This window comes from Planomonospora antibiotica (assembly GCF_014647955.1).
GTDB classification, from domain to species: domain Bacteria; phylum Actinomycetota; class Actinomycetes; order Streptosporangiales; family Streptosporangiaceae; genus Planomonospora; species Planomonospora parontospora.
Map to the genome: position 1 here is coordinate 1 of NZ_BMQE01000054.1, position 22,569 is coordinate 22,569.

Genomic DNA, 22,569 nt, shown 5'->3' on the forward strand with positions numbered 1-22,569 from the left:
CGACCGTCCCGGCGGCCTCGTGCCCGAGCAGGAACGGGAACTCGTCGTTGATCCCGCCCTCGCGGTAGTGCAGGTCGGTGTGGCAGACCCCGCACGCCTGCACGTTCACCACCGCCTCACCGGGCCCGGGATCGGGCACCGTGATCGTCTCCAGCGAGACCTCCTGCCCCTTGCCACGCGCGACCACGCCCTGCACGGTGTACGGCATACGCACCTTGCCCTTCGAGTCTTGATCCCGGCTACCGGCGACAGCCTTTTTCATGGCCCGTCCCCGAGTCAATGCCTATCAGACCCGGCCCCGCGCACCCCGTTCCCGGGCGCTCCTCAGGGGCGCCGCAGGACGTACGGCTGCACGACGCCCAGCCCCCGGGCGGGCCTGCGCCGGATGCGGCGCACCTCGATCCCGGCGACCCCCTCGACCGCTCCGGCCAGGGCCTCGTCGACGACGACCGAGCCGGGACGGGCGATGGCCGTCAGCCTGGCGGCCAGATTGACCGTCGTCCCGAAGACGTCGCCCATCATGGGCAGCACCGGCCCGTAGGCCAGCCCCACCCGGACGTCGGGTCCCTCCCGCCGGACCGCCTCGCCGAGTTCCAGCGCGATCTCGGCGGCCGTGGCGGGCTCCGCCGCGGTGAACAGCACCTCGTCGCCGATGGTCTTGACCAGCCGCCCGCCGTGCGCGGCCACCACGTCGGCGGCCCGGGACTCGAAGCCCTCGACCAGCTCGGCGAGGCCGTACTCGTCCAGCTCGCGGGAGACCCGGGTGAAGGAGACCAGGTCGGCGAAGCCCACGGCGAGCGTCAGCCGGGTGGGCGGAGCCGGCTCCTCGGCCAGGTCGGTGATGGCGAGCAGCCGGGTGCCCGCGGCGGCGAGCTGGGCGCGCCAGACGTGGACCAGCACCCGCTCGAAGTCGGGCAGCAGCTCCCGCGCGAGCTCCATCACCGCCGCCAGGTCGGCGTCGGCGGGCGGCCGGCCCGGGTCGAGCGTCGCGCCGATCACGATCTCGGCCTGCCACTGCGCGAGCCTGGCGGTGGTCTGGCCGAGCGCCCGGGTCATCCGGATGACCGTGGTCTCGTCCAGCAGGCCGCTCTCCATCATCGCCCGGACCCGCGTGAGGACGGCCACGTCGGCGTCGGTGAAGGCCACCGCGTCGTCGGGGAGCGTGGCGAACCCCAGCGCCCGCCAGATCCGCTCGGTGAACGGCTGGGGGATCCCGGAGATCTCGGCGACCTGGATCCTGGTGTAACGGGGCGGCGGACCGACGAACAGACGCTCGATCTGCTCGGCCGTCGGACGGCCCGTCACCTCCGCCGCACCTCGTCGTCCAGCTCGCCGTCGGCGGCGTCGTCCAGTGCCTGGAACAGCTCGGCCCGCACCTCCTGGATGCGCGGGATGTCGCGGAGCGTGATGCGGCCCTGCTCGCCCGCGGACTCGACGTTGAGGGTGCCGCACCCGAAGAGCCGCTCCCAGAGGGTCTGGTCGGCGCTGACCGTGTTGACCTTGCTCATCGGGATGTCGTCGTGCGACTTGCTCAGCACGCCCGTGCTGATCGTGAACCGGTGCGAGGTGAGCACGTAGGAGGTGTTCCGCCACTGCAGGTACGGCACGAACGTCCACACGGTGAGCAGGCCGACGGAGACGACGGCCACGGCCGCCCGCGCGTACCCCTCGTACTCGAAGACGGGCATGAAGTACATCGCGGCGCCGGAGGCGGCGGCGATGAGGAGCAGCGCCAGGAACGGGACGGCCAGGCGCTTCCAGTGAGGGCGGAACGACCGGATGCGCCGCTCCCCCTCCGTCAGCTGGTGATCGGGGAGACCCATGGGAGGAATCGTGGCACGGCCCGGGGTCCGGCGTCAGGACTCCCGCGGGCGGACGTGCACGACGTCGCCCGCGCTGAGCGTGTGCTCCCGCCCCTCCGACTCCACGATCAGGTGCCCGGCCCGGTCGACGCCGGCGGCCAGGCCGGTGAGCACCCGCTCCCCCGGCAGCTCCACCCTGACCTGCCTGCCGACCGTCGCGCTGGCGCCCAGGTAGGCGGCCCGCAGCCCGCACGCGTCGGCGTCGCCGTCCGCCTCGGACCACTCGCGGTAGTGCGTCTCGACCTCCCGCAGCACCGCCCGGACGAGCGGGTCCCGGTCGGCGCAGACGGCGTTCTCCAGCGCGAGCGAGGTGGCCGTCTCCACCGGGAGCTCGTCGGCGCGCAGGCTCACGTTGAGCCCGACGCCGACGATCACCGCGTCGTCGACCCGCTCGGCGAGCACGCCGGCGAGCTTGCGCTCCCCGACCAGCAGGTCGTTGGGCCACTTCAGGCGGACGTCGACCTCCGCCACCCGGCGCACCGCCGACGCCGCGGCCAGGCCGACGAGCAGCGGGAGCCAGCCCTGGCGGGCCGGGGACGGGTCGGGCCGCAGCAGCATCGAGAAGGTCAGGCCCGCGCGCGGCGGCGCCGACCAGACCCTGCCGAGCCTGCCGCGCCCGGCCGCCTGCGACTCGGCGATGACCACGGTTCCCTGCCGGGCGCCGTCGCGCGCGGCCTGCGCCAGGTCGGCGTTGGTCGAGCCGGTCCTGCCGACGACGGTGATGCCGGACCAGAGCCCGCCGGGACGGACGAGTGCGCGGGTGAGCGCCGCCTGGGAGAGGGGCGGGCGGTCGAGGTCGGTGAAGGGGGACGACGAGGACGCTGTCACCTCTCCATCTTCCCTCCCCGCACGACCGCCCGGTGCCCGCGCAGGGCGGCGGCCGGCGGCTGCCGCGAACGTATATTGAGCCGACGGACGGGTCCCGGCCGCCCGTACCGGCCGGAAGAGGGCGAAGAATGGACCGTATGAGGAACGCGCGCATGAGGCGTCTCGACCCGCGCAACTGGGCGAGCTGGAAGCCCTTCGGGATCGGCGAGCGCAAGCCGAACAACTACCTGGAGCTGGTCAAGGCGTTCCGGTCGGTGAAGGGCAACCGCCGCTACGCCTGGCGGCTCCTCACGCAGGGGACCTGCGACGGGTGCGCGCTGGGGACCAAGGGCATGCGCGACTGGACCATGGACGAGATCCACCTGTGCAACATCCGGCTCCGGCTGCTCAGGCTGAACACCATGCCCGCGCTCGACGTCTCGCTGCTGGCCGACGTCTCCGGCCTGGAGCGGATGCGCAGCGCGGAGCTGCGCGACCTGGGGCGCCTGCCGTACCCGATGCTGAGGCGGGCGGGCGAGCCCGGCTTCACCAGGATCGGCTGGGACGAGGCGCTGGACCTGGCCGCGCCGCACCTGCGCGACGGCTCCCGGTTCGGGGTCTACCTGACCAGCCGGGGCGTGCCGAACGAGAACTACTTCGCCGCGCAGAAGGCGGTGCGGGCGCTGGGCTCCAACTCGGTGGACAACGCGGCCCGCATCTGCCACTCGCCCTCGACCGTGGCGCTGAAGCAGTCGATCGGCGCGGCGGCCACCACCTGCTCCTACACCGACTGGATCGGCTCGGACCTGATCGTCTTCATCGGCTCCAACCCGTCGAACAACCAGCCGGTCGCGATGAAGTACCTCTACCACGCCAAGAAGGCCGGGACTCAGGTCGCGATGGTCAACGCCTACCGCGAGCCCGGCATGGACAAGTACTGGGTGCCGTCCAACGCCGAGTCCGCGCTGTTCGGCACGAAGATCACCGATCACTTCTTCGGGGTGAACGTCGGCGGCGACATCGGGTTCCTGAACGGCGTGCTCAAGCACCTGATCGAGAGCGGCCGGGTGGACGAGGCCTGGGTCGCGGAGCACACGACGGGTTTCGACGAGGTGCGGCGGGCGGTCGCCGGGCAGTCCTGGGAGGAGCTGGAGGCGCTGTCGGGCGCGAGCCGGGAGCGGATGGCCGAGCTGGCCGGGCTGCTGGGCGAGGCGAGGTCGGCGGTGCTGGTCTGGTCGATGGGCATCACCCAGCACACCTACGGCGAGGACAACGTCCGGGCGATCGTGAACCTGGCGCTGGCCCGGGGCTTCGTCGGCCGCGACCACTGCGGCCTGATGCCGATCCGCGGCCACAGCGGCGTGCAGGGCGGCGCCGAGATGGGCGCCTACGCGACCGGCCTGCCCGGCGGCCTGCCCGTCACCGAGGAGAACGCCCGGCGCTTCGCCGACCTGTGGGGCTTCGAGGTGCCCACCGCGCCCGGCCTGACCGCGACCGACATGATCGACGCGGCCCACGCCGGCGAGCTGGACGCCCTCGTCTCCAGCGGCGGCAACTTCCTGGAGGTCCTCCCCGACCCCGGCCGCTGCCGCGAGGCCCTGTCGCGCCTGCGGCTGCGCGTGCACGTCGACATCGTCCTGTCGTCGCAGATGCTCGTCCCCGCCGACGACGGCGACGTGCTGCTGCTGCCCGCCCAGACCCGCTACGAGATGGCCGGCGGCGTCACCGAGACCTCCACCGAGCGGCGGATCATCTTCTCCCCCGAGGTCGAGGGCCCCCGGATCGGCGAGGCCCGGCCCGAGTGGCAGATCTTCACCGAGCTGGCCGCCCGCGCCCGGCCGGAGCTGGCCGACCGGCTCCGCTACTCCGGCACCGCGGAGATCCGCGCGGACATCGAGCGGGCCGTGCCGTTCTACGCGGGCATCGCCGGGCTGTCGGAGTTCGGGGACAACGTGCAGTACGGCGGGCGGCACCTGTGCCCCGGCGGCCGGTTCCCCACTCCCGACGGGCGGGGCCGCTTCGCCCCCGTCGCCCTGCCGGCCCTGGAGCGCCCGGACGGGTCGTTCATGGTCGCCACCCGGCGCGGCAAGCAGTTCAACAGCATGGTCCACGAGCGGCGCGACGGCTTCAACGGCGCCACCCGCGAGGCCGTCCTGATGAGCGCCCACGACGCCGACCGGCTCGGCCTGGCCGACGGCGACGCGGTGGAGCTGCGCTCGGTCACCGGGGGGCGGGCGTTCCGCGGCCGGGTGCTGCGGGCCCCGCTGATGCCCGGCAACCTGCAGATCCACTGGCCGGAGGGGAACGTCCTGCTGGACGCCTCCCGCCGCTCCCCCGACGCCCGGATCCCCGACTACAACGCCCTCGCCACGATCACGAAGCTGCCCTCGTGACCGCCGGCGACGGCGCCGGGCCGCCGGGGCCGACGACCCGGGTGCGGATCCGCGAGTTCTCCGGCGGCGCGGTGCGGGACCGGCGCGACGACCTGGCCACCGAGGAGCCGCTGGAGATCCGCCTGGCGGCGGGTGGCGAGCGCCGTACCGTCGCCGTCACCATGCGCACCCCCGGCCACGACTTCGAGCTGGCCGCCGGGTTCCTGCACGGCGAGGGCGTCGTCCCCGCGGGGGGATCCGCCGAGGGATCCATCGGGAAACCCGGCGGCATCACGTCGATCTCCTACTGCACCGACCAGGACGTGGCCCCCGAGGCGCGCCGCAACACGGTCACCGTACGGCTGCGCGGCGCCCGCCTGCCCGCGCTGCCGACGCTGGAACGGCACTTCACGACCTCCAGCGCCTGCGGCGTCTGCGGCGCCGCCAGCCTCGACGCCCTGCGCTCCCGGCGCCTGGCCCCGGTGACGGAGCCCGGCCCGCTGCTGGCCCCGCAGACCCTGTACGGCCTGCCGGACACGCTCCGGCGGGCCCAGGGCGTGTTCGGCAAGACCGGCGGCCTGCACGCGGCGGGGCTGTTCACCTCGGACGGCGCCCTGGTGGCGCTCCGCGAGGACGTGGGACGGCACAACGCGGTGGACAAACTGGTCGGCCGGGCTCTGCTGGACGGCCTCCTGCCGCTGGCCGGGCACGTGCTGATGGTGAGCGGCCGGACCAGCTACGAGATCCTGCAGAAGGCCCTGGCCGCGGGCGTCCCGGTCGTCTGCGCGGTCTCCGCGCCGTCCTCGCTGGCAGTGGACCTGGCCCGGGAGTTCGGCATCACGCTGGTCGGCTTCCTGCGCGGCGAGCGCTTCAACGTCTACTCCCGCCCGGACCGCGTCGGCGGAGCTTCGTAGTCACCACGGCGCCATCCGGCAGGATCGACGGTCGCCGTGATTTTCCCCACCCGATGGAAATGATGGAACTAGACTAAGTCTAGTCAATCTGGATCCATGGGGGGAACGTGGCAGCCGAAGCGGCGGAGCAGTTCAACATCCACGAGGCGAAGACCCAGCTCTCCAGGATCCTGGAGCGGGTGGAGCACGGCGAGGAGGTGGTCATCTCCCGAGCGGGCCGGCCCATCGCGAAGGTCGTGCCGCTCAGGACATCCGTCCGCCGTCGTGGCCGGGGGTCCCTGCGGGGGACGCTCGCCATGGCCGATGACTGGGACGCACCGCAGGTCAACGAGGGCATCGCCGAGGAGTTCGGGCTCTGACCATGCGGCTGCTGCTGGACACCCACGTGATCCTCTGGTGGCTCTCGGACGACGAGACGCTGTCCGGCGAGATCAAGGATCTGATCGACACGGAGAGCGACGTCTTCGTGAGCGCGGCCACCATCTGGGAGGTGGGCATCAAGCAGGCTCTCGGCAAGCTCGCGCCGGCGGATCTCCCGGAGAAGATCCTCGGCTGCGAGCTGCGCGAACTCGTGATCACGCCCACGCACGCCCTCACCGCGGCCCGGCTGCCGCCCCTGCACCGCGACCCCTTCGACCGCATGCTCATCGCGCAGGCGCGCTGTGAAGGGCTGACACTGGTCACCCGGGACGAGGAGATCCAGAAATACGACGTCATGCTGCTCCGCGCCTGACACCGTCGGTCCTGACACCGCCGGGTCCGGCGGCCTGCACGGTCCCGGCCCGAGCCCGCCGGCCGGGCGCCGTACGGCCCTGTGGCGGGGGCCGTACGGCGCGGCTCGGGTCAGCCGGTGTTCTGCAGGCCGGCGGCGACGCCGTTGACCGACAGGAGCAGGAGCGTGGACAGGCGGTCGCGCTCCTCGTCCGGCAGGTCGTCGGCGCGCAGCCGGGACAGGGCGCGCAGCTGCAGGTGCGAGAGCGCGTCCACGTACGGGTCGCGGAGCTGGACCGCGCGCGACAGCACCCGGCGGTTCTCCAGCAGGCGGGTGTGCCCGGTGACCTCCAGGACCAGGCGGCGGGTCAGGTCGTACTCGGTGAGGACCTGCTCCAGGAAGTCGTCCCGGCCGCCGAGGGCCAGGTAGCGGGAGGCGATGTCCCGGTCGGTCTTGGCCAGCGACATCTCCGCGTTGTCCAGCAGGGCGGCGAACAGCGGCCACTCGCGGTAGGCGGCGCGCAGCTCCTCCATGCCGGTCTCGGAGGCGACCGCCGCCAGGCCGCTGCCCAGGCCGTACCAGCCGGGCAGGTTGACCCGGGTCTGCGCCCAGGCGAACACCCACGGGATGGCCCGCAGGTCGTCCAGCGACTTGGGGGCGCCCAGGCCGCGGCGGGCCGGGCGGGAGCCCAGGCGCAGCGAGCCGATCTCCTCCAGCGGGCTGACCAGCGAGAACCACTCGGGGAAGCCGGGCGCCTCGGTGAGCGAGCGGTAGGCCTTCTCCGAGGCGGAGGCGACCTGCTCGGCCAGCGTGCGGAAGCGGCCGGCGGCCTGGGCCGTGCGGGCCTCGACGGTCGGGGTGGAGGCCAGCAGCACCGCCGAGGTGACCTGCTCCAGGTGGCGGCGGGCGATGGCCTCGTGGCCGTACCGGGCGAAGATGACCTCGCCCTGCTCGGTGACCTTGAACCGGCCGCCGACCGAGCCGGGGGCCTGGGCGAGCACCGCCCGGTTGGCCGGGCCGCCGCCCCGGCCCAGGGCGCCGCCCCGGCCGTGGAAGAGCGTCAGCCTCACGTCGTGCTCGGCGGCCCAGGCGGCCAGCGCCTCCTGCGCCTCGTACAGCTTCAGGGTGGCGGCGGCCGGGCCGAGCTCCTTGGCGGAGTCGGAGTAGCCGAGCATGACCTCCAGCCGCCTGCCGCTCGCCGCGAGGCGCGCCTGGATGCCGGGGATCTCCAGCATCCCGGAGAGCACGGCGGGCGCGGCGGCCAGGTCGGCGCCGGACTCGAAGAGCGGCACCACGTCGAGCACCGGGGCGCGCTCGCCGAGTGCGTGCGCGGCCAGGTCGTAGACGGCGGCGATGTCGGCGGCCGAGCGGGTGAAGGAGACCACGTAGCGGGAGCAGGCGGTAACGCCGAACCGCTCCTGGATCCAGCCGATCGTCCGGATGGTGGCCAGGACCTCCTCGGTGCGCTCGGAGGTCTCGCCCTCGGCGATCTCGGCCAGGGCGGCGGCGTGGACCTGGGAGTGCTGGCGCACCTCCAGCTCGGCCAGGTGGAAGCCGAAGGTCTCCGCCTGCCAGATCAGGTGCTGCAGCTCGCCGTAGGCCTGCCGCCTCGCCCCGGCCGCCGCCAGGGAGTCCTGGGCCAGGCGCAGGTCGGCCAGGAACTCCTCCGGCGAGCGGTAGGCCAGGTCGAGGCCGCGCTGCCGGGTGGCGGCGATGCGGGCCGCGACGAACAGCAGCCACTGGCGGTGCGGCTCCCGCGGCGAGCGGGTGGCCATCTCCGAGACCAGCTCGGGGTGGTCGTGCTCGGCCTGGGTCAGCGCGGCCCGCAGCTCCGGCGAGGCCGGGGTGTACTCGGCGGTCACGGTGAGGGTCCGGCCGATCCGCGAGGTGGCGTTCTCCAGCGCGATCAGCACGTGCTCGGCCTGGATGAGCACGGCGTCGCGGGTGACCCGGGCGGTGACGTTGGGGTTGCCGTCGCGGTCGCCGCCGATCCAGCTGCCGTAGCGGATGAAGGGCCGGGCCAGCGGCTCGCGGGTGCCGCTGCCCTCGCCGAGCGCGGCGTCCATCGTCCGGTAGACCTGCGGGACCATCCGGAACAGGGTCTCGTCGAAGGCCGCCATGGCGGTGCGGACCTCGTCCAGCGGGTCGAGCTTGGTGTGCCGGAGCTGGGCGGTCCGCCAGAGCAGGTCGATCTCCTCCAGCAGCCGCCGCCGGGTCTCGGCGCGCTCGGCGGCGCCGCGCTCGGGGCTGTTGTAGGCGGCGAGCTGGGCGCTGATCCGCTGGATCGCGGTGACCACCGCGCGCCTGCGCGCCTCGGTCGGGTGCGCGGTCAGCACCGGGTGCAGCCGCAGGTCTCCGACCAGCTCGGCGACGCGCTCGCCGCCGAGCTCCTGGACGGCCTGGGCCAGCGACTCGGGCAGCGGCTCCTCGCCGGTGTCGCGGACGCGGAGCGTACGGATGCGGAAGTGCTCCTCGGCCAGGTTCGCCAGGTGGAAGTAGCAGGTGAAGGCGCGGGCGATCTTGACCGCCCGGCTGACCGGCCATCCGGCGACCATCGAGGTGATCTCGTCGACGGAGATCTCCCCGCGGCGGGCCGCGATGACGGCCTTGCGGAGGCGTTCGACATCGGCGAGCAGGTCGTCGCCGCCGTGCTCGGCGATGACCTGGCCCAGCAGCCCGCCGAGCAGCCGCACGTCCGCGCGGAGCTCGTCGGGCATCTCGGTGACAGCGGAAGAACGTTCTGCCTGGTTGGGCGCGCTGGCGGACATGCCGACAGGGTATCGAGTCCGTTTTCCCCCGCGGCGACCGGTCTCACCTATTGGACTAGACCAATCGCGGGCCGCTCAGGCGGGCTGCGAGATCGAGGCCAGGATCTCCGGATACCGGGCGAAGCCGAGGTTCCCGGCGATCCTGCGGCCCACCGCGGCGACCAGCAGGCCGTACGGCACGGCGACCGCGCAGACCCAGGTGACGCCGAGCAGCACGGGCAGCGCGACGGGCAGCGCGAGCAGGGCGGTGCCGATCATCGTGGCGAACGACCCCGCGAAGGCGATGCCGCCCTGGCCCGGGGCCGCGCCGGTGAAGGCGTTGAGCCGCTCGGGCACCGTGTACGGCAGCAGCACGCTGCTCAGCGCGCCCACGCCCAGCCCCACCCCCAGCACGCCCCAGGCGGTGAGCGTCGCGGGCACCGCCCAGAGCGGGTCCCCGGCCAGGAAGCCCGCGACCACGGCCAGCACGGTGAGCGCGGGAACCGCGATCACGGCCACGGCCAGGTGCCGCCCGGCGAGGTCGGTCCGCCAGTCGCGGGCGGTGCCGTACACCATGGAGTTCATCCACAGCGAGCGGCCGTCGATGCCGAAGGAGTTGCACGACTGCAGGCCGATCATCAGCGCGCCCAGGCAGGCGGGGCCGATGGCGAGCGCCGGGCCGGGGGTCACGCCCTCGTTCCCGTTGTTGAGGGAGAAGGCCATCACGCCGGTGACCGCGAGGGCGGCGAACCAGCCGACCCGGCCGCGGGGGTCGCGGCGGGCGTACCTGAGCTCCTTGGTGGCGACCGCGGCGAGCGGGCCGTCGGGCAGGAAGCGGGCCAGCAGGCCGCGGGAGTTGCGCACGGAGGCCCCCTCGGTGGAGGCGTCCGTGGTGACCATGGCCCGGCGCAGGGCGGCGATCCACAGGAAGCCGAGCCCGGCGGCCAGGAGGGCGAGGAAGGCGACCTCGGCCAGGGCCGCGGGCCCGCCGTCGGCGACGGCGTGCGCGGCCATGCCCGGCGGGGTCCAGCGCAGCACCGAGGCGATCCCGTGCAGCATCTCCCGTGGATTGCCGGAGAAGCCCTGGTTGAGCAGGAGGTTGGGCAGCTGGGCGGCCAGGATGAAGAAGACCACCGAGACCGCGAGCACGTCCCGGCCGCGCCGGGTGCGCAGCACGCCGGAGAGCGAGGTGGTGACCAGCCGCGAGGTGACGATGCACAGGGCGAACTGGAGCAGCACGGCCACCGTGCCGACCAGCACGCCGCCGGCGCCCGCCGCCAGGCCGGCGACCGCGCCGAACGTGGCGAACAGCGTGGCGGCGGGCCAGACGCCGGTGACCGAGGCGGTGAACATGCCGGCCGCGAGCCGGCCCGTGGTCAGCGGGAACAGCGCGAGGCGGGACGGGTCCAGCGTGTCGTCCAGGCCGAAGGCGAGCAGCGGGACGACCACCCAGCCGACCAGGAGCAGGGTGAACAGCACGGTCACCGCGTCGGCGGCGATCTGCGGGGGCGCCGAGCGGAGCATGGCCATGGCGGAGAAGCCCAGGGCCGCGACGACGAGCGCGGCCAGCAGGGTGAAGACGAAACCGAGCAGCCGGGTGGTGTCGCCGCGCAGGTTCCCGGCGATCAACCGGAGCTTGAGGCGGGCGAACACCGCGGGCCCCACGGGGACGGCGCCCGGCCCCGCGGCCGCGCCCGCACCCGATCCCGCGACCGCGCCGGGCCCCGCACCCGATCCCGCGCCGGGCCCCGTGTCCGCGACCGCACCGGGGTCCGGGCCCGCCGCGTCCGGGCCCGCGGCGGGGCCGGTGGAGCCGTCGCCGTTCACGCCGAGGTCGCGCCCAGCCACGAGAGTCCCTCCTCTCCGCCGCCGTGCTCGGCGGGCGCGCCGACCAGGCTGAGGAACGCCTCGTTGAGGCTCCGCCCGCCGCGCACCTCGTCCAGCGGGCCCTGCGCGACGATCCGGCCGCGGCTCATCACCGAGACCCAGCCGCACAACCGCTCGACCAGCTCCATGACGTGGCTGGAGAAGACGACGGTGGAACCGGAGGCGGTGTAGCGCCGCAGCACCTCGACCAGCGTGTTGGCGCTGACCGGGTCCACGCCCTCGAACGGCTCGTCGAGGAAGAGCACCCGGGGGTTGTGCAGCAGCGCGGCGGCCAGGCCGATCTTCTTGCGCATGCCGGTGGAGTAGTCGACGACGAGCTTGTCGGCCGACTCCGTCAGGTCCATGACGCGCAGCAGCTCCTCGGCGCGCCGCGCCACCTCGTCCTTGGGGATGCCCCGGAGCTGGCCGTTGTAGGAGAGCAGCTCGCGGCCCGACAGGCGCTCGAACAGGCGCAGCCCCTCGGGCAGGACCCCGATGCGGGCCTTGACCGCCACCGGGTCGCGCCAGACGTCGGCGCCGCCGATCCACACGCCGCCGCCGTCCGGGCGGAGCAGGCCCGTGACCATGCTCAGCGTGGTGGTCTTGCCGGCGCCGTTGGGGCCGACCAGCCCCGCGAAGCTGCCCTGCGGCACCACGAGGTCGACACCGCCCACGGCCACCTGCTGCCCGAATCTCTTCAGCAGCCCCTGTGTGCGTACCGCATCCGCAACGTCCACTACGGCCCCTAATTTGCCAAATTTACGGTTTGCTCAGCCTATCCCCAAGCCGGGCGACGAACGGGCGCCCCTGTTGGTTCTGATTGTCAGCGAGCGGTTACCCTGCTGGGCATGGACCTCCGGAGACGCGAGCATGGAGCCGCCGAATGACCGCCGAGCCGGTTTCCCCCGGGATCGACATCCACACCACCGCGGGCAAGATCGCCGACCTGGAGCGCCGCCTGGACGAGGCCGCCCACGCCGGTTCCGCCCGCGCGGTGGAGAAGCAGCACGCCAAGGGCAAGATGACCGCCCGCGAGCGGGTCGCCGCGCTACTGGACCCGGGCAGTTTCGTGGAGTTCGACGAGCTGGCCCGGCACCGGTCCACGAGCTTCGGCCTGGAGCGCGAGCGCCCCTACGGCGACGGGGTGGTGACCGGCCACGGCACGGTGGACGGCCGTCCGGTCGCGGTCTTCGCCCAGGACTTCACGGTGTTCGGCGGGTCCCTGGGCGAGGTCTTCGGCGAGAAGATCGTCAAGGTCATGGACCACGCGCTCAAGACCGGCTGCCCGGTGATCGGCATCAACGACTCCGGCGGGGCCCGCATCCAGGAGGGCGTCGTCTCCCTCGGCCTCTACGCCGAGATCTTCAAGCGGAACGTGCACGCCTCCGGCGTGATCCCGCAGATCTCGCTGGTCATGGGCCCGTGCGCGGGCGGCGCGGTCTACTCCCCCGCCCTGACCGACTTCGTCCTGATGGTCTCGGAGAAGTCGCACATGTTCATCACCGGGCCGGACGTCATCAAGACGGTCACCGGCGAGGAGGTGACCTTCGAGGAGCTCGGCGGCGCGCACACGCACAACTCCCGCTCGGGCGTGGCGCACTACGAGGCCGCCGACGAGGCCGACTGCCTGGAGTTCGCCCGGGCGCTGCTGTCCTACCTGCCGTCCAACAACATGGACGAGGCCCCGGCATTCGACGCCGACCCGGTCCTGGAGGTCACCGAGGCCGACCGCGGGCTCGACACGCTGATCCCGGACTCGGCCAACCAGCCGTACGACATGCACACGGTGATCGAGTCCGTGCTGGACGACGGCGAGTTCCTGGAGCTGCACGCCCAGTTCGCGCCCAACATCCTGGTCGGCTTCGGGCGGGTCGAGGGGCGCTCGGTGGGCGTCGTCGCCAACCAGCCGATGAACTTCGCCGGCACGCTCGACATCGCGGCCTCGGAGAAGGCCGCGCGGTTCGTGCGCACCTGCGACGCCTTCAACGTCCCCGTGCTGACGTTCGTCGACGTCCCCGGCTTCCTGCCCGGCACCGACCAGGAGTGGAACGGCATCATCCGGCGCGGCGCCAAGCTGCTGTACGCCTACGCCGAGGCGACCGTGCCGCTGGTCACGGTGATCACCCGCAAGGCGTACGGCGGCGCCTACGACGTCATGGGCTCCAAGCACCTGGGCGCGGACGTCAACCTGGCCTGGCCGACCGCGCAGATCGCGGTGATGGGGGCGCAGGGCGCGGTCAACATCCTCTACCGGCGCGAGCTCGCCGCGGCCGCCGATCCGGACGCCGAACGGGCCCGGCTCGTCACCGAGTACGAGGACACCCTCGCCAACCCGTATCTCGCGGCCGAAAGAGGGTATGTGGACGCGGTGATCCGACCGTCCGACACCCGGGTGCAGATCGTCAGGGCGCTGCGCGCGCTGCGCAACAAGCGCGCGGCCCTGCCGCCGAAGAAGCATGGGAACATCCCGCTATGACCCACCTGAAGATCGTCCGGGGCGACGCGACGCCCGAGGAGGTCGCCGCGCTGGTCCTCGCCCTGACCTCGCGCAGCATTTCACCCGAGAAAGTCACACGAAAATCAGAAAATTGGCGTAATCCCGCCCATCGAATGCGAAAGCCTCTCCCGGTCGGACAAGGCGCATGGAGATCGAGCGGACTGCCAAGATAGATCCCCGGAACAGGGTGTCAAGTGGCGTGAGAGTTGGGACCATCTAAGAAATGGGCGCATATAGTCAGCCGATCAGCTAGCCACGAGGCCTGGAGGACGACATGGCCATCCTTGACCTCACCGCTCACCCCGTCGCCGCGAAGTACGCCGTGCTGGTCGACGTGGGTTACCTGTACGCCGCGGCGGGCGAGGTGCTGCTGGGCGCCAAGGAGCGCAAGGAGTACAAGGTCGCCGCGGACGAGCTGATCCAGGCACTGCAGAAGCACGCCGAGGCGCGCATCCACGGCGAGCTGCTCCGGATCTACTGGTACGACGCCGCCCGCGACCGCGTGCCCACCGTCGACCAGCGCGTCATCGCCCAGCTGCCCTGGGTCAAGGTCCGCCTGGGCAACCTCAACGCCCGCGGCCAGCAGAAGGGCGTGGACGCGCAGATCAGGAGCGACCTGGAGGCGCTGGCCCGCCACCACGCGGTCAGCGACACGATCCTGCTCGCCGGGGACGAGGACATGGTCCCGGCGGTCGAGGCCGCCCAGGCCTACGGCGTGCGCATCCACCTGTGGGGCGTCGAGCCGCCGTACGGCACCAACCAGGCCGAGCGGCTCGTCTGGGAGGCCGACACCGTCGAGATCCTCAGCGCCGACTTCCTCCGCGACTTCTTCAGCCGCGCCCCCCAGCCCGTCCCGGTCCCACCGGCCGCCCCCTCCCCCGCGCAGGTCTTCGCCGGCCGCACCCCGGCCGCGATCAAACCGAAGATCCCGGCCGGGCAGGTCGCCAAACTCGGCCCCAGCCGCCCCCGCGTCGAGGAGGTCGGCGAGCACGTCGCCCAGAAGTGGATCCTCACCCGCGGCCGGGACAACATCCGCGACCTGCTCCCCGGCCCGATCCTGCCCACGGTCATCGACACCGAGCTGCTGATCGAGGCGGAGAAGGAGCTCGGCCATTCCCTGCGGCCGTTCCCCGAGGCCCGCGTCTGGCTCCGCGACGGCTTCTGGGCCCGCGTCTACCGCGAGTTCGACCTGGGGGTCGGCATCTCCTCCAAGTGATCGCGCCGCGAGCGGTCACGGTCGCGTCCGATTCCCGCCAGTCGTACGGCCTGCGCTGCGGATAGCGTCGTAGACGTGTCCGTGAGAGAGCTCGACTTCGATTCCTGTTACCGTGCCGTCGCCGCGCGGGACGCCCGGTTCGACGGGCGGTTCTACACGGCGGTCACCTCGACCCGGATCTACTGCCGCCCGATCTGCCCGGCCCGCACGCCCGCCTCCCGCAACGTGCGCTTCTACCGGCACGCCGCCTCCGCCGAGGCGGCCGGGTTCCGGCCCTGCCGCCGGTGCCGCCCCGAGCTCAGCCCCGGCGACCCCGGCTGGGACCACCGAGGCGACCTGATCGGCCGGGCGCTCCGGCTGATCGACGAGGGGGCGGCCGACGACGCCGGGGTGGCGGGGCTGGCCGGACGGCTGCACGTCACCGAGCGGCACCTGCGCCGGCTGTTCACCGCCGAGCTGGGCACCGGCCCGCTGGCCGTGGCCAGGACCAAGCGCCTGCTGCTGGCCAAGCAGCTGCTGACCGAGACCGGCCTGCCGATCACCGACGTGGCGTTCGCCTCGGGATTCGGGAGCGTGCGGCAGTTCAACGCGACGATGAAGGAGACCTACGGCTTCACCCCCGGCGACCTGCGGGCCGCGGCGGGGCGGGCGGCCGGGGCCGGTGACGCTCTGACGCTCCGGCTGCACGTGCGGGAGCCGTACGACGCCGGGGCGCTGATGCGGTTCCTGGCCGGCCGGGCGGTCCCGGGCTTGGAGCGGGTCTCCGGCCCCGGCGCTTCCGTCGCCTCCGGCCGGGAGGGCGACGCCGGACCGGGCGGGGCGGACGGCTGGAGTTACACCCGCGCCGTCCCCGGAGGGGTGATCACCCTGACGCCCCTGCCCGGCCACGTGCGTCTCGACGCGCGTCTCGGCGACACCCGCCACCTGGCCCGCGTCGTCGCCCGCTGCCGCCGCCTCCTCGACCTCGACGCCGACCCCGGGGCCATCGCCTCCGCCCTCGGCGAGACCGCGCTGGGCCCGCTCGTCGAGGCCCGTCCCGGCCTGCGGGTGCCCGGCGCGTGGGACGGGTTCGAGGTCGCCGTCCGCGCGGTGGTCGGCCAGCAGATCTCCGTCGCCGGGGCCCGCACCATCCTCGGCCGCATCGCGGCCCGGGCCGGGCGGCCCGCCGTACCCGGAGTCGAGGGTGGGTTCCCCGAAGCGGACGCGCCGGAGGTCCACCGCCTGTTCCCCACCGCCGGGGAGCTCCTGGAGGCCGACCTGGACGGGCTCGGGCTGACCGGGCGGCGGACCGCCACGCTGCGGGCGCTCGCGGAGCGCGTCGCGGGCGGTGAGATCGACCTGGACGGCGCGCAGGAGCCCGGCGAGGCCGTGTCCGAGCTGCTCCGGGTGCCCGGGATCGGGCCCTGGACGGCCGGATACGTCGCGCTGCGGGCGCTGCGCGACCCCGACGCGTGGCCCGAGGGCGACCTGGGGCTGCGGCGGGCCATGGCGTGCCTGGGCATCCCCGACGACCACGTCGAGCGGTGGCGCCCCTGGCGGGCGTACGCAGCCCTCCATCTCTGGAGTTCCGAATGACCCCCTCCCCGCACCTGAAGACGGGGATCCTCCACGCCGCGAGGGGATCCGACGCCCCTCCCACCGGCCCGTCCGGTGACGCCACCGGCGTCCCGTACGGCCGTCCTCCCCACCCGTCCGGCGGCTCCGGCCTCCCGGGCGGCCTCTCCGACGACCGAGGAGCCCTGATGATCGAGGCGCAGATCCTTCCCACCCCCACCGGACCGCTGTCGCTGCTCTCCCATGAGGGAGTGCTCGTCGCGGCGGGATTCACCGCCGACCCGGACGAGATGCTCGCCCGGGTCTCACCCGCCCTCCGGGCCCTGGGCATGACCCGGGTCGAGGACCTCGGCCACGCGGCGCAGGCCGTACGCGACTATCTGGACGGCGACCTGAAGGCGCTCGACGGCGTGGCGGTGAGCCAGCCCGGCAGCCCCAGGCGGCAGCGGCTGCTCACGGCGCTGCGCGAGGTGCCGCCGGGTGCCACGGTGACCTACGCCGAGCTGGCCGAGCGCGCGGGCATGCCCCGGACGGCCGCCAGGGCGGCGGGCGGGGCCTGCGCGCAGAACCTGATCGCCCCGTTCGTGCCCTGCCACCGCGTCCTGCCGTCCACCGGCGGCTACGGCGGCTACTACTACGGCACGCCGGTCAAGCAGTGGCTGCTCGCCCACGAGGCCGGGACCGCCTGACCGGGCGGCCGCTCCGCGGACCGGGCCGGCGCCTCCGGAACCCGCGGACCGGACCGGCGGCCCCGGAGCGGCCTCACGGTTCGACCAGTCCGGCCCGGATGGCGTACCTGGTCAGTTCCAGCCGGTCGCGCATGCCGAGTTTCTGCAGGATGTTCGCGCGGTGCCGGTCGACCGTCTTGACGCTGATGAACAGCGTCTCGGCGATCTCCTTGGAGGAGTTCCCCTCGGCGATCAGCTTGACGATCTCCTCCTCCCGGGGGGTCAGGATGCTCTCGGGCAGGCGCCCGCCCTGCCGGTCGCGCTGCAGGTACTCGCGGATGAGCGCGGTGACGGCGCCCGGATAGAGGAAGGGCTCACCGCGCATGGCCGCCCGGCAGGCCTCCAGCAGGTCCCGGTCGGCGACCGACTTGAGCACGTAGCCCGAGGCCCCGGCCTTGAGCGACTCGAAGAAGTACTGCTCGTTGTCGTACATGGACAGCATCAGGATGCGGATGCCCGGAGCCCGCCGGGAGATCTCCCTGGCGGCCTGGATCCCGGTCATCCGGGGCATCGCGATGTCCAGGATCGCCAGGTCGACCTCCGCCTCCGAGGCGGCCTCGACCGCCTCGGCGCCGTCCGCGACCTCCGCGACGACCGTCAGGTCCGGTTCGGCGTCGAGGATCAGCCGCAGCCCGTGCCGGACCAGGGCGTGGTCGTCCGCCAGCAGGATCCGCGTCGGGGAAGGGTTCACCGGATTCATCTCCGATCCGCTGTCGCAGGCACGAAAGGGTCCACCGGATTCATCCCCGGTCCGCCGCCGCGGGCACGAAAGGGTCCACCGGATTCATCCCCGGTCCGCCGCCGCGGGCACGACCAGGCGCACCTCGGTGCCGCCGCCGGGAGCGGGGGCGAAGGTCAGGCGGGCGCCGATGAGGAGCGCGCGCTCGCGCATGCCGCGGATGCCCGCGCCCTCTATGAGCTCGCCTCCCCGCCCGTCGTCCGTGATGCGCAGGACCACCGCGCCGTCCTCGGCGGTCAGCGAGAGCTCCGCCCGGGTGGCGCGGGCGTGCCTGGCCACGTTCGTCAGGCCCTCCTGCGCGATCCGGTAGAGGACGAGCTCGGCTTCCGATCCCAGCGCGGGCAGGTCGGCGGCCAGCTTGCGGGCCACCTGCACACCGCTGGTCTGGGAGAACTCCGTCGCCAGGCTGTTGAGCGCGCTGAGCAGCCCCAGGTCCTCCAGCACGCCGGGGCGGAGCCTGCGGGCGACCTGGCGCACCTCGTCCAGGCTGGCGCGGACCGTCTCCTGCACGGCGTGGAGCTCCTCCCGCAGGTCCTCCGGTGCGCGGTCCACCACCCGCTTCAGGCCGAGCAGCACCACGGTGAGGCTCTGGCCGATCTCGTCGTGCAGTTCCCGGGCGATGCGCTGCCGCTCGCCCTCCTGCGCGGCCAGCGCGTGCGCGCTGCTCGCGCTGCGCTCCGCCTCCAGCCGGTCGAGCATCGCGTTGAAGGCGTCGATCACGTACGTGAGGTCGCCGTTGCCGCTGTCGGTGAGCCGGTCGCTCGGTCTCAGCAGGTCCACCCGCTGCATGAGCGCGGTGAGCGCGCCGAGCGGGGCCAGGCCGGTGCGGAGCAGCAGCGCGTTGGCGGTGAGGATCAGCGCCAGCCCGACCGCCAGGACCGGCACCTCGGTGAGCAGGACCGGCGAGGACACCGTGGCGGGCGAGAGCGCCAGGACGAGCGTGCCGACCGTGAAGACCAGGCCATTGATCGCGAACAGCCTGCGGAACAGCGCCTGCGCCGGTGTCCTCCGGAAATCGCTCATGTCTCCAACCCCATCGCGGCCGGACCCGTCTGTCCATGCGGGGCGCCCCCCACAGGGCCGCGCCTCCTCCCATTCCCGCCTGGTCCTTCTACATGTCGTCCCCCACCGGAGATGGGTGTCGGCCCCGATGGTCCCGCGAGAGGGTCTGGCACACAATTGAAACAGGGCAATTCGCGCAAAATGTCCAAAACAGGGCAGTCAGTTCAGGAGGGGGACGTCATGACCGTACTGGGGAACGGCCCGCAGGCGGCACTCGCCGTCGAGGCGCTGCCCGCCTGGATCGTCGCGGGCACCGTGGCGCTGGGCGCGCTCGCGGCCCTCGCCGCCTGCCCGGTCCGCCTCGTCCGCTCCGGCGAGCGCCTCGTCCTGTTCAGGCTCGGCCGACCGGTCGGGGTGCGGGGTCCGGGCATCGCCCTGGTGCTGCCGCTCCTGGAGCGCGGCGTACGGGTTCCGCTCCGTCCGGTCCGCGTCGACCTGCTCTGGCTGGAGGCCACCACCCGCGACGGCGTGACCGTGACGGTCAACGGCGCCGTGCTCGCGGCGGTGCGCGACCCGGTCCGCCACTGCCTGGCCGGGGACTCTCCGCTCTCCGCCGTGACCGCCGCGGCGGAGGACGAGGTCCGCCGCCACGTCGCCGGACGCGACCTGGCGGAGCTGGCCGTACCGCCCGGCGGTGAACGGCGCGAGCTGGCCTCCCGGATCACCGCCAGGACCCGGGAGCAGGGCGTGGAGGTCACCCGGGCCGAACTCGGCCGGATCGAGATCCCGCTCGGCGCGGGCCTGCTCCGCTGGGCGGAGGGCTTCAGCGCCGGCCCCGGCCTCCGCACCCGCCCGACCGCCCGCGCCCGGCCGATCCACACCGGACCGGCCCACACCCGGCCGATCCACACCGGACCGGCCCACACCCGGCCGATCCGCACCGGACCGGCCCACACCCGAGAGGAGTGCTCCCGAGCGGTCCGCTTCGCCCGTCCGCGCCGCTGACCCCGCCCTCCCGTCCCACCCACGAGAACGGAGGATCAACATGGAGATCACCCACACCACCGTGCCCGGCACCGGCACCGTGCACCACTTCAGAACCAGGGGCGGGCACCGGTTCTCCATGCTGGTGGACGAGACCGACCGTCTCTCCCTGATGGTGTACGGCCCCGACGATCCCGACCTCGCGGTGGAGTGCGTCGTCATGGAGCGCGACGAGGCCGCCCAGCTCGCGGAGATCCTCCAGCCCCGGCCCATCGCCGACCGGGTCGCCGACCTCGAGCACCGGATCGCCGCACTCACCGGAGGGGCCCCGTGACGAGAACGGGCAGGGACGGCGCCCCTTCCCCGAGGACACGGGAGAGGCACTTCCGGATACCGGCGGTGCACGCTCCGGATGTGAAACGCCACTGCTCGGAATCGGACCGCGTCCGGAAGGCCCAGAGGGACGGTGTGATGCTGGCACGGGACATCGCCGTGAGACTGCCGACCGTGACGGTCGGCGACCCGGTCACCAGAGCGGTGCGGGTGATGACACTGGCCCGCCTGCCGGGACTGATCGTCGTCGACGACGACTCGCGGCCCCGCATGGTGCTGCCCGGCACGCAGGTGCTCCGGATGACGGTCCCCGGCGCCTACCAGGAGGACCCGGCGCTCGCCCGGACCGTCGACGAGGCCCGCGCCGACCTGTTCTGGCAGGAGCAGGGCGACCTGACGGTGGGCGACTGCCTGCCGCGCCAGCCCGTCAAGCCCGCCACGGTGGCCCTCGACGCGACGCTGCTGGAGGTGGCGGCCCTCATGGCGCGGCTGCGCAGCCCGCTGGTGGCGGTGGTCGACCACGCCGGGGTCCTGGTCGGCACGATCACCCTGGACCGCCTGCTCACCAGTCTGGCCCTGTCCGGCCCCGACGACTGACCCCGCCGGGGCGCTCCCGGACCGCCTCGGGCGGAGCGCCCCGGACGATCTTCCCGGCCGGCGCCTCGCGGAGCGCCCCGGCCGGACCTTTCCCGCCCGCCGTACACCACCCCGGTCCTGTTCCGCGCGCCCGGGATCCCGCACGTCCGGGATCCCGCATGCGCACACGCCGTTCGGAGGATTTCCCATGCACGACTTCCGGCGACGCCCCCTGGGCATGCCCCGGCTCCCGGCACCGTCCCGCCGGACCCGGCCCACCGCCCCGGCCGTGACCCGGACCGGACCGCCGAGGCGTGACCGATGAGCGCCCTCGCCGCACTCGCCGTCTTCGTGGTGGCGTTCTTCTACATCGCCACGGAGAAGGCGGACAAGGTCAAGGTGGTGCTCATCGCCGCCGGGGTCATGGCGGTGCTCGGACTGATCCCCGGTTCGGAGGTGTTCTTCTCCGAGCACGAGGGCGTCGACTGGAATGTGATCTTCCTGCTCCTGGGCATGATGATCATCGTGGGGGTCCTCAAGCAGACGGGGGTCTTCGACTACCTCGCCATCTGGGCCGCCAAGAAGTCCCGGGGCAGGCCGTACCGGCTGATGGTGATGCTGATGATCATCACCGCCGTCGCCTCGCCGTTCCTGGACAACGTCACCACGGTCATGCTCGTCGCCCCGGTCACCGTCGTCGTGTGCAACCGGCTGGGCGTCCCCGCCCAGCCCTACCTCATCGCCGAGATCCTCGCCTCCAACATCGGCGGCGCGGCCACGCTCATCGGCGACCCGCCCAACATCATCATCGGCAGCCGGGCCGGGCTGACGTTCAACGACTTCCTCGTCCACATGGCACCGATCGTCGTGGTGACCTTCACGGCGTTCGTGCTGCTGACCCGCGCGCTGTTCAGGAAGTCGTTCCGCTACAACCCCGACCGCGTGACCGCCGTCATGGCCCTCCAGGAGCGGCGCGCCATCACCGACCCGCACCTGCTGACGCGCTGCCTGGCCGTGCTCGGTCTCGTCATCGTCGGCTTCGGGCTGCACTCCGTCCTGCACGTCGAACCGTCGATCGTCGCACTGGTCGGCGCCGGGGTGATGGTCCTGGTCTCGGGCACCGACGTCCAGGAGACCCTCCGCGCGGTCGAGTGGCCGACCCTGGTGTTCTTCACCGGCCTGTTCGTCATGGTCGCCGGGCTGGTGCACACCGGCGTCATCTCCACCGTGGGCGACTGGGCGATCGGCGTGGTGGGCGACGACTTCTTCGGCGCGGCGACCGCGCTGCTGTTCGGCTCCGCCGTGCTGGGCGCCTTCTTCGACAACATCCCCTACGCCGCCACCATGGCGCCCATCGTCGAGGGGCTCGTGGCCCAGGCGCCCGACCCGGCCACCGGGCAGGCGCTGTGGTGGGCCTTCGCGCTGGGCGCCGACTTCAGCGGGAACGGCACCGCGGTGGCCGCCAGCGCCAACGTCGTCGTCATCGGCATCGCCGCCCGCGCCGGCCACCCCATCTCCTTCTGGCAGTTCACCAAGTACGGCATCCTCGTCACGGCCCTCAGCTCGCTGATGGCCTGGGTCTACGTCTGGCTCCGCTACTTCACCTGAGCCGGCCGGTCCGCCGGACTCCCGGTGCGGCGGACCGACGGGTCCGGCCGGC

At 73.2% G+C, this 22,569-nt stretch carries 22 protein-coding genes; 13 read left to right on the top strand and 9 right to left on the bottom strand.

The window, feature by feature from the left end; translation table 11 throughout:
* The 4 genes from IEZ06_RS30845 to IEZ06_RS30860 all read right to left on the bottom strand — a co-directional run.
* Nucleotides 1–208: alcohol dehydrogenase catalytic domain-containing protein (locus tag IEZ06_RS30845; RefSeq protein WP_189240206.1), on the bottom strand; the 208-nt coding region annotated here is incomplete at its 3' end.
* A gap of 116 nt (nt 209–324) precedes the next feature.
* Nucleotides 325–1,305 carry an adenylate/guanylate cyclase domain-containing protein gene (locus IEZ06_RS30850; protein WP_189240207.1) on the bottom strand — a complete coding sequence of 327 codons (981 nt, stop codon included), beginning with the start codon at nt 1,303–1,305 and terminating at the stop codon, nt 325–327.
* A complete protein-coding gene (locus tag IEZ06_RS30855; protein ID WP_189240208.1) occupies nt 1,302–1,823 on the bottom strand; it encodes a PH domain-containing protein in 522 nt (173 codons plus the stop codon). The genes IEZ06_RS30850 and IEZ06_RS30855 overlap by 4 nt, the downstream gene beginning before the upstream one ends.
* Nucleotides 1,824–1,856: 33 nt before the next feature.
* On the bottom strand, nt 1,857–2,690 hold the full coding sequence (locus tag IEZ06_RS30860; protein ID WP_189240209.1) for a biotin--[acetyl-CoA-carboxylase] ligase: 834 nt from the start codon (nt 2,688–2,690) through the stop codon (nt 1,857–1,859).
* Nucleotides 2,691–2,842: 152 nt separating this feature from the next.
* Between IEZ06_RS30860 and IEZ06_RS30865 the strand changes: the two genes are divergently transcribed.
* The 4 genes from IEZ06_RS30865 (at nt 2,843) to IEZ06_RS30880 (ending at nt 6,688) form a co-directional block, all read left to right on the top strand.
* Nucleotides 2,843–5,062, top strand: coding sequence for an FdhF/YdeP family oxidoreductase (locus IEZ06_RS30865; protein WP_203872273.1), 2,220 nt, complete (start codon nt 2,843–2,845; stop codon nt 5,060–5,062).
* Nucleotides 5,059–5,955 (top strand): formate dehydrogenase accessory sulfurtransferase FdhD, encoded by an 897-nt coding sequence (gene fdhD, locus IEZ06_RS30870; protein WP_189240211.1) that lies wholly within the window; start codon nt 5,059–5,061, stop codon nt 5,953–5,955. Before IEZ06_RS30865 ends, fdhD begins: the two co-directional genes overlap by 4 nt.
* A 107-nt stretch (nt 5,956–6,062) precedes the next feature.
* On the top strand, nt 6,063–6,314 hold the full coding sequence (locus IEZ06_RS30875; RefSeq protein WP_189240212.1) for a type II toxin-antitoxin system Phd/YefM family antitoxin: 252 nt from the start codon (nt 6,063–6,065) through the stop codon (nt 6,312–6,314).
* 2 nt (nt 6,315–6,316) lie between these two features.
* The gene (locus IEZ06_RS30880; protein ID WP_189240213.1) at nt 6,317–6,688 is read left to right on the top strand and encodes a type II toxin-antitoxin system VapC family toxin; all 372 of its coding nucleotides are present in this window, start codon (nt 6,317–6,319) and stop codon (nt 6,686–6,688) included.
* Nucleotides 6,689–6,798: 110 nt separating this feature from the next.
* Here IEZ06_RS30880 and IEZ06_RS30885 read toward each other — a convergent pair whose 3' ends face one another.
* The 3 genes from IEZ06_RS30885 to IEZ06_RS30895 all read right to left on the bottom strand — a co-directional run bounded on the left by IEZ06_RS30885 (nt 6,799) and on the right by IEZ06_RS30895 (nt 12,017).
* A complete protein-coding gene (locus tag IEZ06_RS30885; RefSeq protein WP_189240214.1) occupies nt 6,799–9,435 on the bottom strand; it encodes a phosphoenolpyruvate carboxylase in 2,637 nt (878 codons plus the stop codon).
* A gap of 75 nt (nt 9,436–9,510) precedes the next feature.
* On the bottom strand, nt 9,511–11,262 hold the full coding sequence (locus tag IEZ06_RS30890) for a hypothetical protein (protein ID WP_229798944.1): 1,752 nt from the start codon (nt 11,260–11,262) through the stop codon (nt 9,511–9,513).
* Complete coding sequence (locus tag IEZ06_RS30895; RefSeq protein WP_189240215.1) at nt 11,238–12,017, bottom strand: ABC transporter ATP-binding protein; 780 nt, start codon at nt 12,015–12,017, stop codon at nt 11,238–11,240. Before IEZ06_RS30895 ends, IEZ06_RS30890 begins: the two co-directional genes overlap by 25 nt.
* A gap of 146 nt (nt 12,018–12,163) precedes the next feature.
* Between IEZ06_RS30895 and IEZ06_RS30900 the strand changes: the two genes are divergently transcribed.
* From IEZ06_RS30900 to IEZ06_RS30920, 5 genes are all read left to right on the top strand, one after another.
* On the top strand, nt 12,164–13,756 hold the full coding sequence (locus IEZ06_RS30900) for an acyl-CoA carboxylase subunit beta (RefSeq protein WP_189240216.1): 1,593 nt from the start codon (nt 12,164–12,166) through the stop codon (nt 13,754–13,756).
* Entirely contained in the window at nt 13,753–13,950 is a 198-nt protein-coding gene (locus IEZ06_RS30905; RefSeq protein ID WP_189240217.1) for an acyl-CoA carboxylase subunit epsilon, read from the top strand. The genes IEZ06_RS30900 and IEZ06_RS30905 overlap by 4 nt, the downstream gene beginning before the upstream one ends.
* 101 nt (nt 13,951–14,051) lie before the next feature.
* Entirely contained in the window at nt 14,052–14,993 is a 942-nt protein-coding gene (locus IEZ06_RS30910) for an NYN domain-containing protein (protein ID WP_068894511.1), read from the top strand.
* A 75-nt stretch (nt 14,994–15,068) separates the two neighbouring features.
* Entirely contained in the window at nt 15,069–16,568 is a 1,500-nt protein-coding gene (locus IEZ06_RS30915; protein ID WP_189240218.1) for an AlkA N-terminal domain-containing protein, read from the top strand.
* Nucleotides 16,565–17,236, top strand: coding sequence for a methylated-DNA--[protein]-cysteine S-methyltransferase (locus IEZ06_RS30920; protein ID WP_229798946.1), 672 nt, complete (start codon nt 16,565–16,567; stop codon nt 17,234–17,236). The genes IEZ06_RS30915 and IEZ06_RS30920 overlap by 4 nt, the downstream gene beginning before the upstream one ends.
* Nucleotides 17,237–17,309: 73 nt before the next feature.
* On the opposite strand, the gene IEZ06_RS30925 is transcribed toward IEZ06_RS30920, so the two are convergent.
* Nucleotides 17,310–17,966, bottom strand: coding sequence for a response regulator (locus IEZ06_RS30925; RefSeq protein WP_229798949.1), 657 nt, complete (start codon nt 17,964–17,966; stop codon nt 17,310–17,312).
* Nucleotides 17,967–18,059: 93 nt separating this feature from the next.
* The gene (locus tag IEZ06_RS30930; protein ID WP_189240220.1) at nt 18,060–19,037 is read right to left on the bottom strand and encodes a HAMP domain-containing sensor histidine kinase; all 978 of its coding nucleotides are present in this window, start codon (nt 19,035–19,037) and stop codon (nt 18,060–18,062) included.
* 219 nt (nt 19,038–19,256) lie between these two features.
* On the opposite strand from IEZ06_RS30930, the gene IEZ06_RS30935 reads away from it, so the two are divergent.
* The 4 genes from IEZ06_RS30935 to IEZ06_RS30950 all read left to right on the top strand — a co-directional run bounded on the left by IEZ06_RS30935 (nt 19,257) and on the right by IEZ06_RS30950 (nt 22,517).
* Nucleotides 19,257–20,021 carry an SPFH domain-containing protein gene (locus IEZ06_RS30935; protein WP_189240221.1) on the top strand — a complete coding sequence of 255 codons (765 nt, stop codon included), beginning with the start codon at nt 19,257–19,259 and terminating at the stop codon, nt 20,019–20,021.
* Nucleotides 20,022–20,061: 40 nt separating this feature from the next.
* Nucleotides 20,062–20,334 carry a cation:proton antiporter regulatory subunit gene (locus IEZ06_RS30940; protein WP_189240222.1) on the top strand — a complete coding sequence of 91 codons (273 nt, stop codon included), beginning with the start codon at nt 20,062–20,064 and terminating at the stop codon, nt 20,332–20,334.
* 137 nt (nt 20,335–20,471) lie between these two features.
* Nucleotides 20,472–20,930: a CBS domain-containing protein gene (locus IEZ06_RS30945; RefSeq protein ID WP_189240223.1), complete on the top strand. Its 459-nt coding sequence runs from the start codon at nt 20,472–20,474 to the stop codon at nt 20,928–20,930.
* 300 nt (nt 20,931–21,230) lie between these two features.
* The gene (locus IEZ06_RS30950; RefSeq protein ID WP_189240224.1) at nt 21,231–22,517 is read left to right on the top strand and encodes an ArsB/NhaD family transporter; all 1,287 of its coding nucleotides are present in this window, start codon (nt 21,231–21,233) and stop codon (nt 22,515–22,517) included.
* The last annotated feature ends 52 nt before the right edge of the window (nt 22,518–22,569 follow it).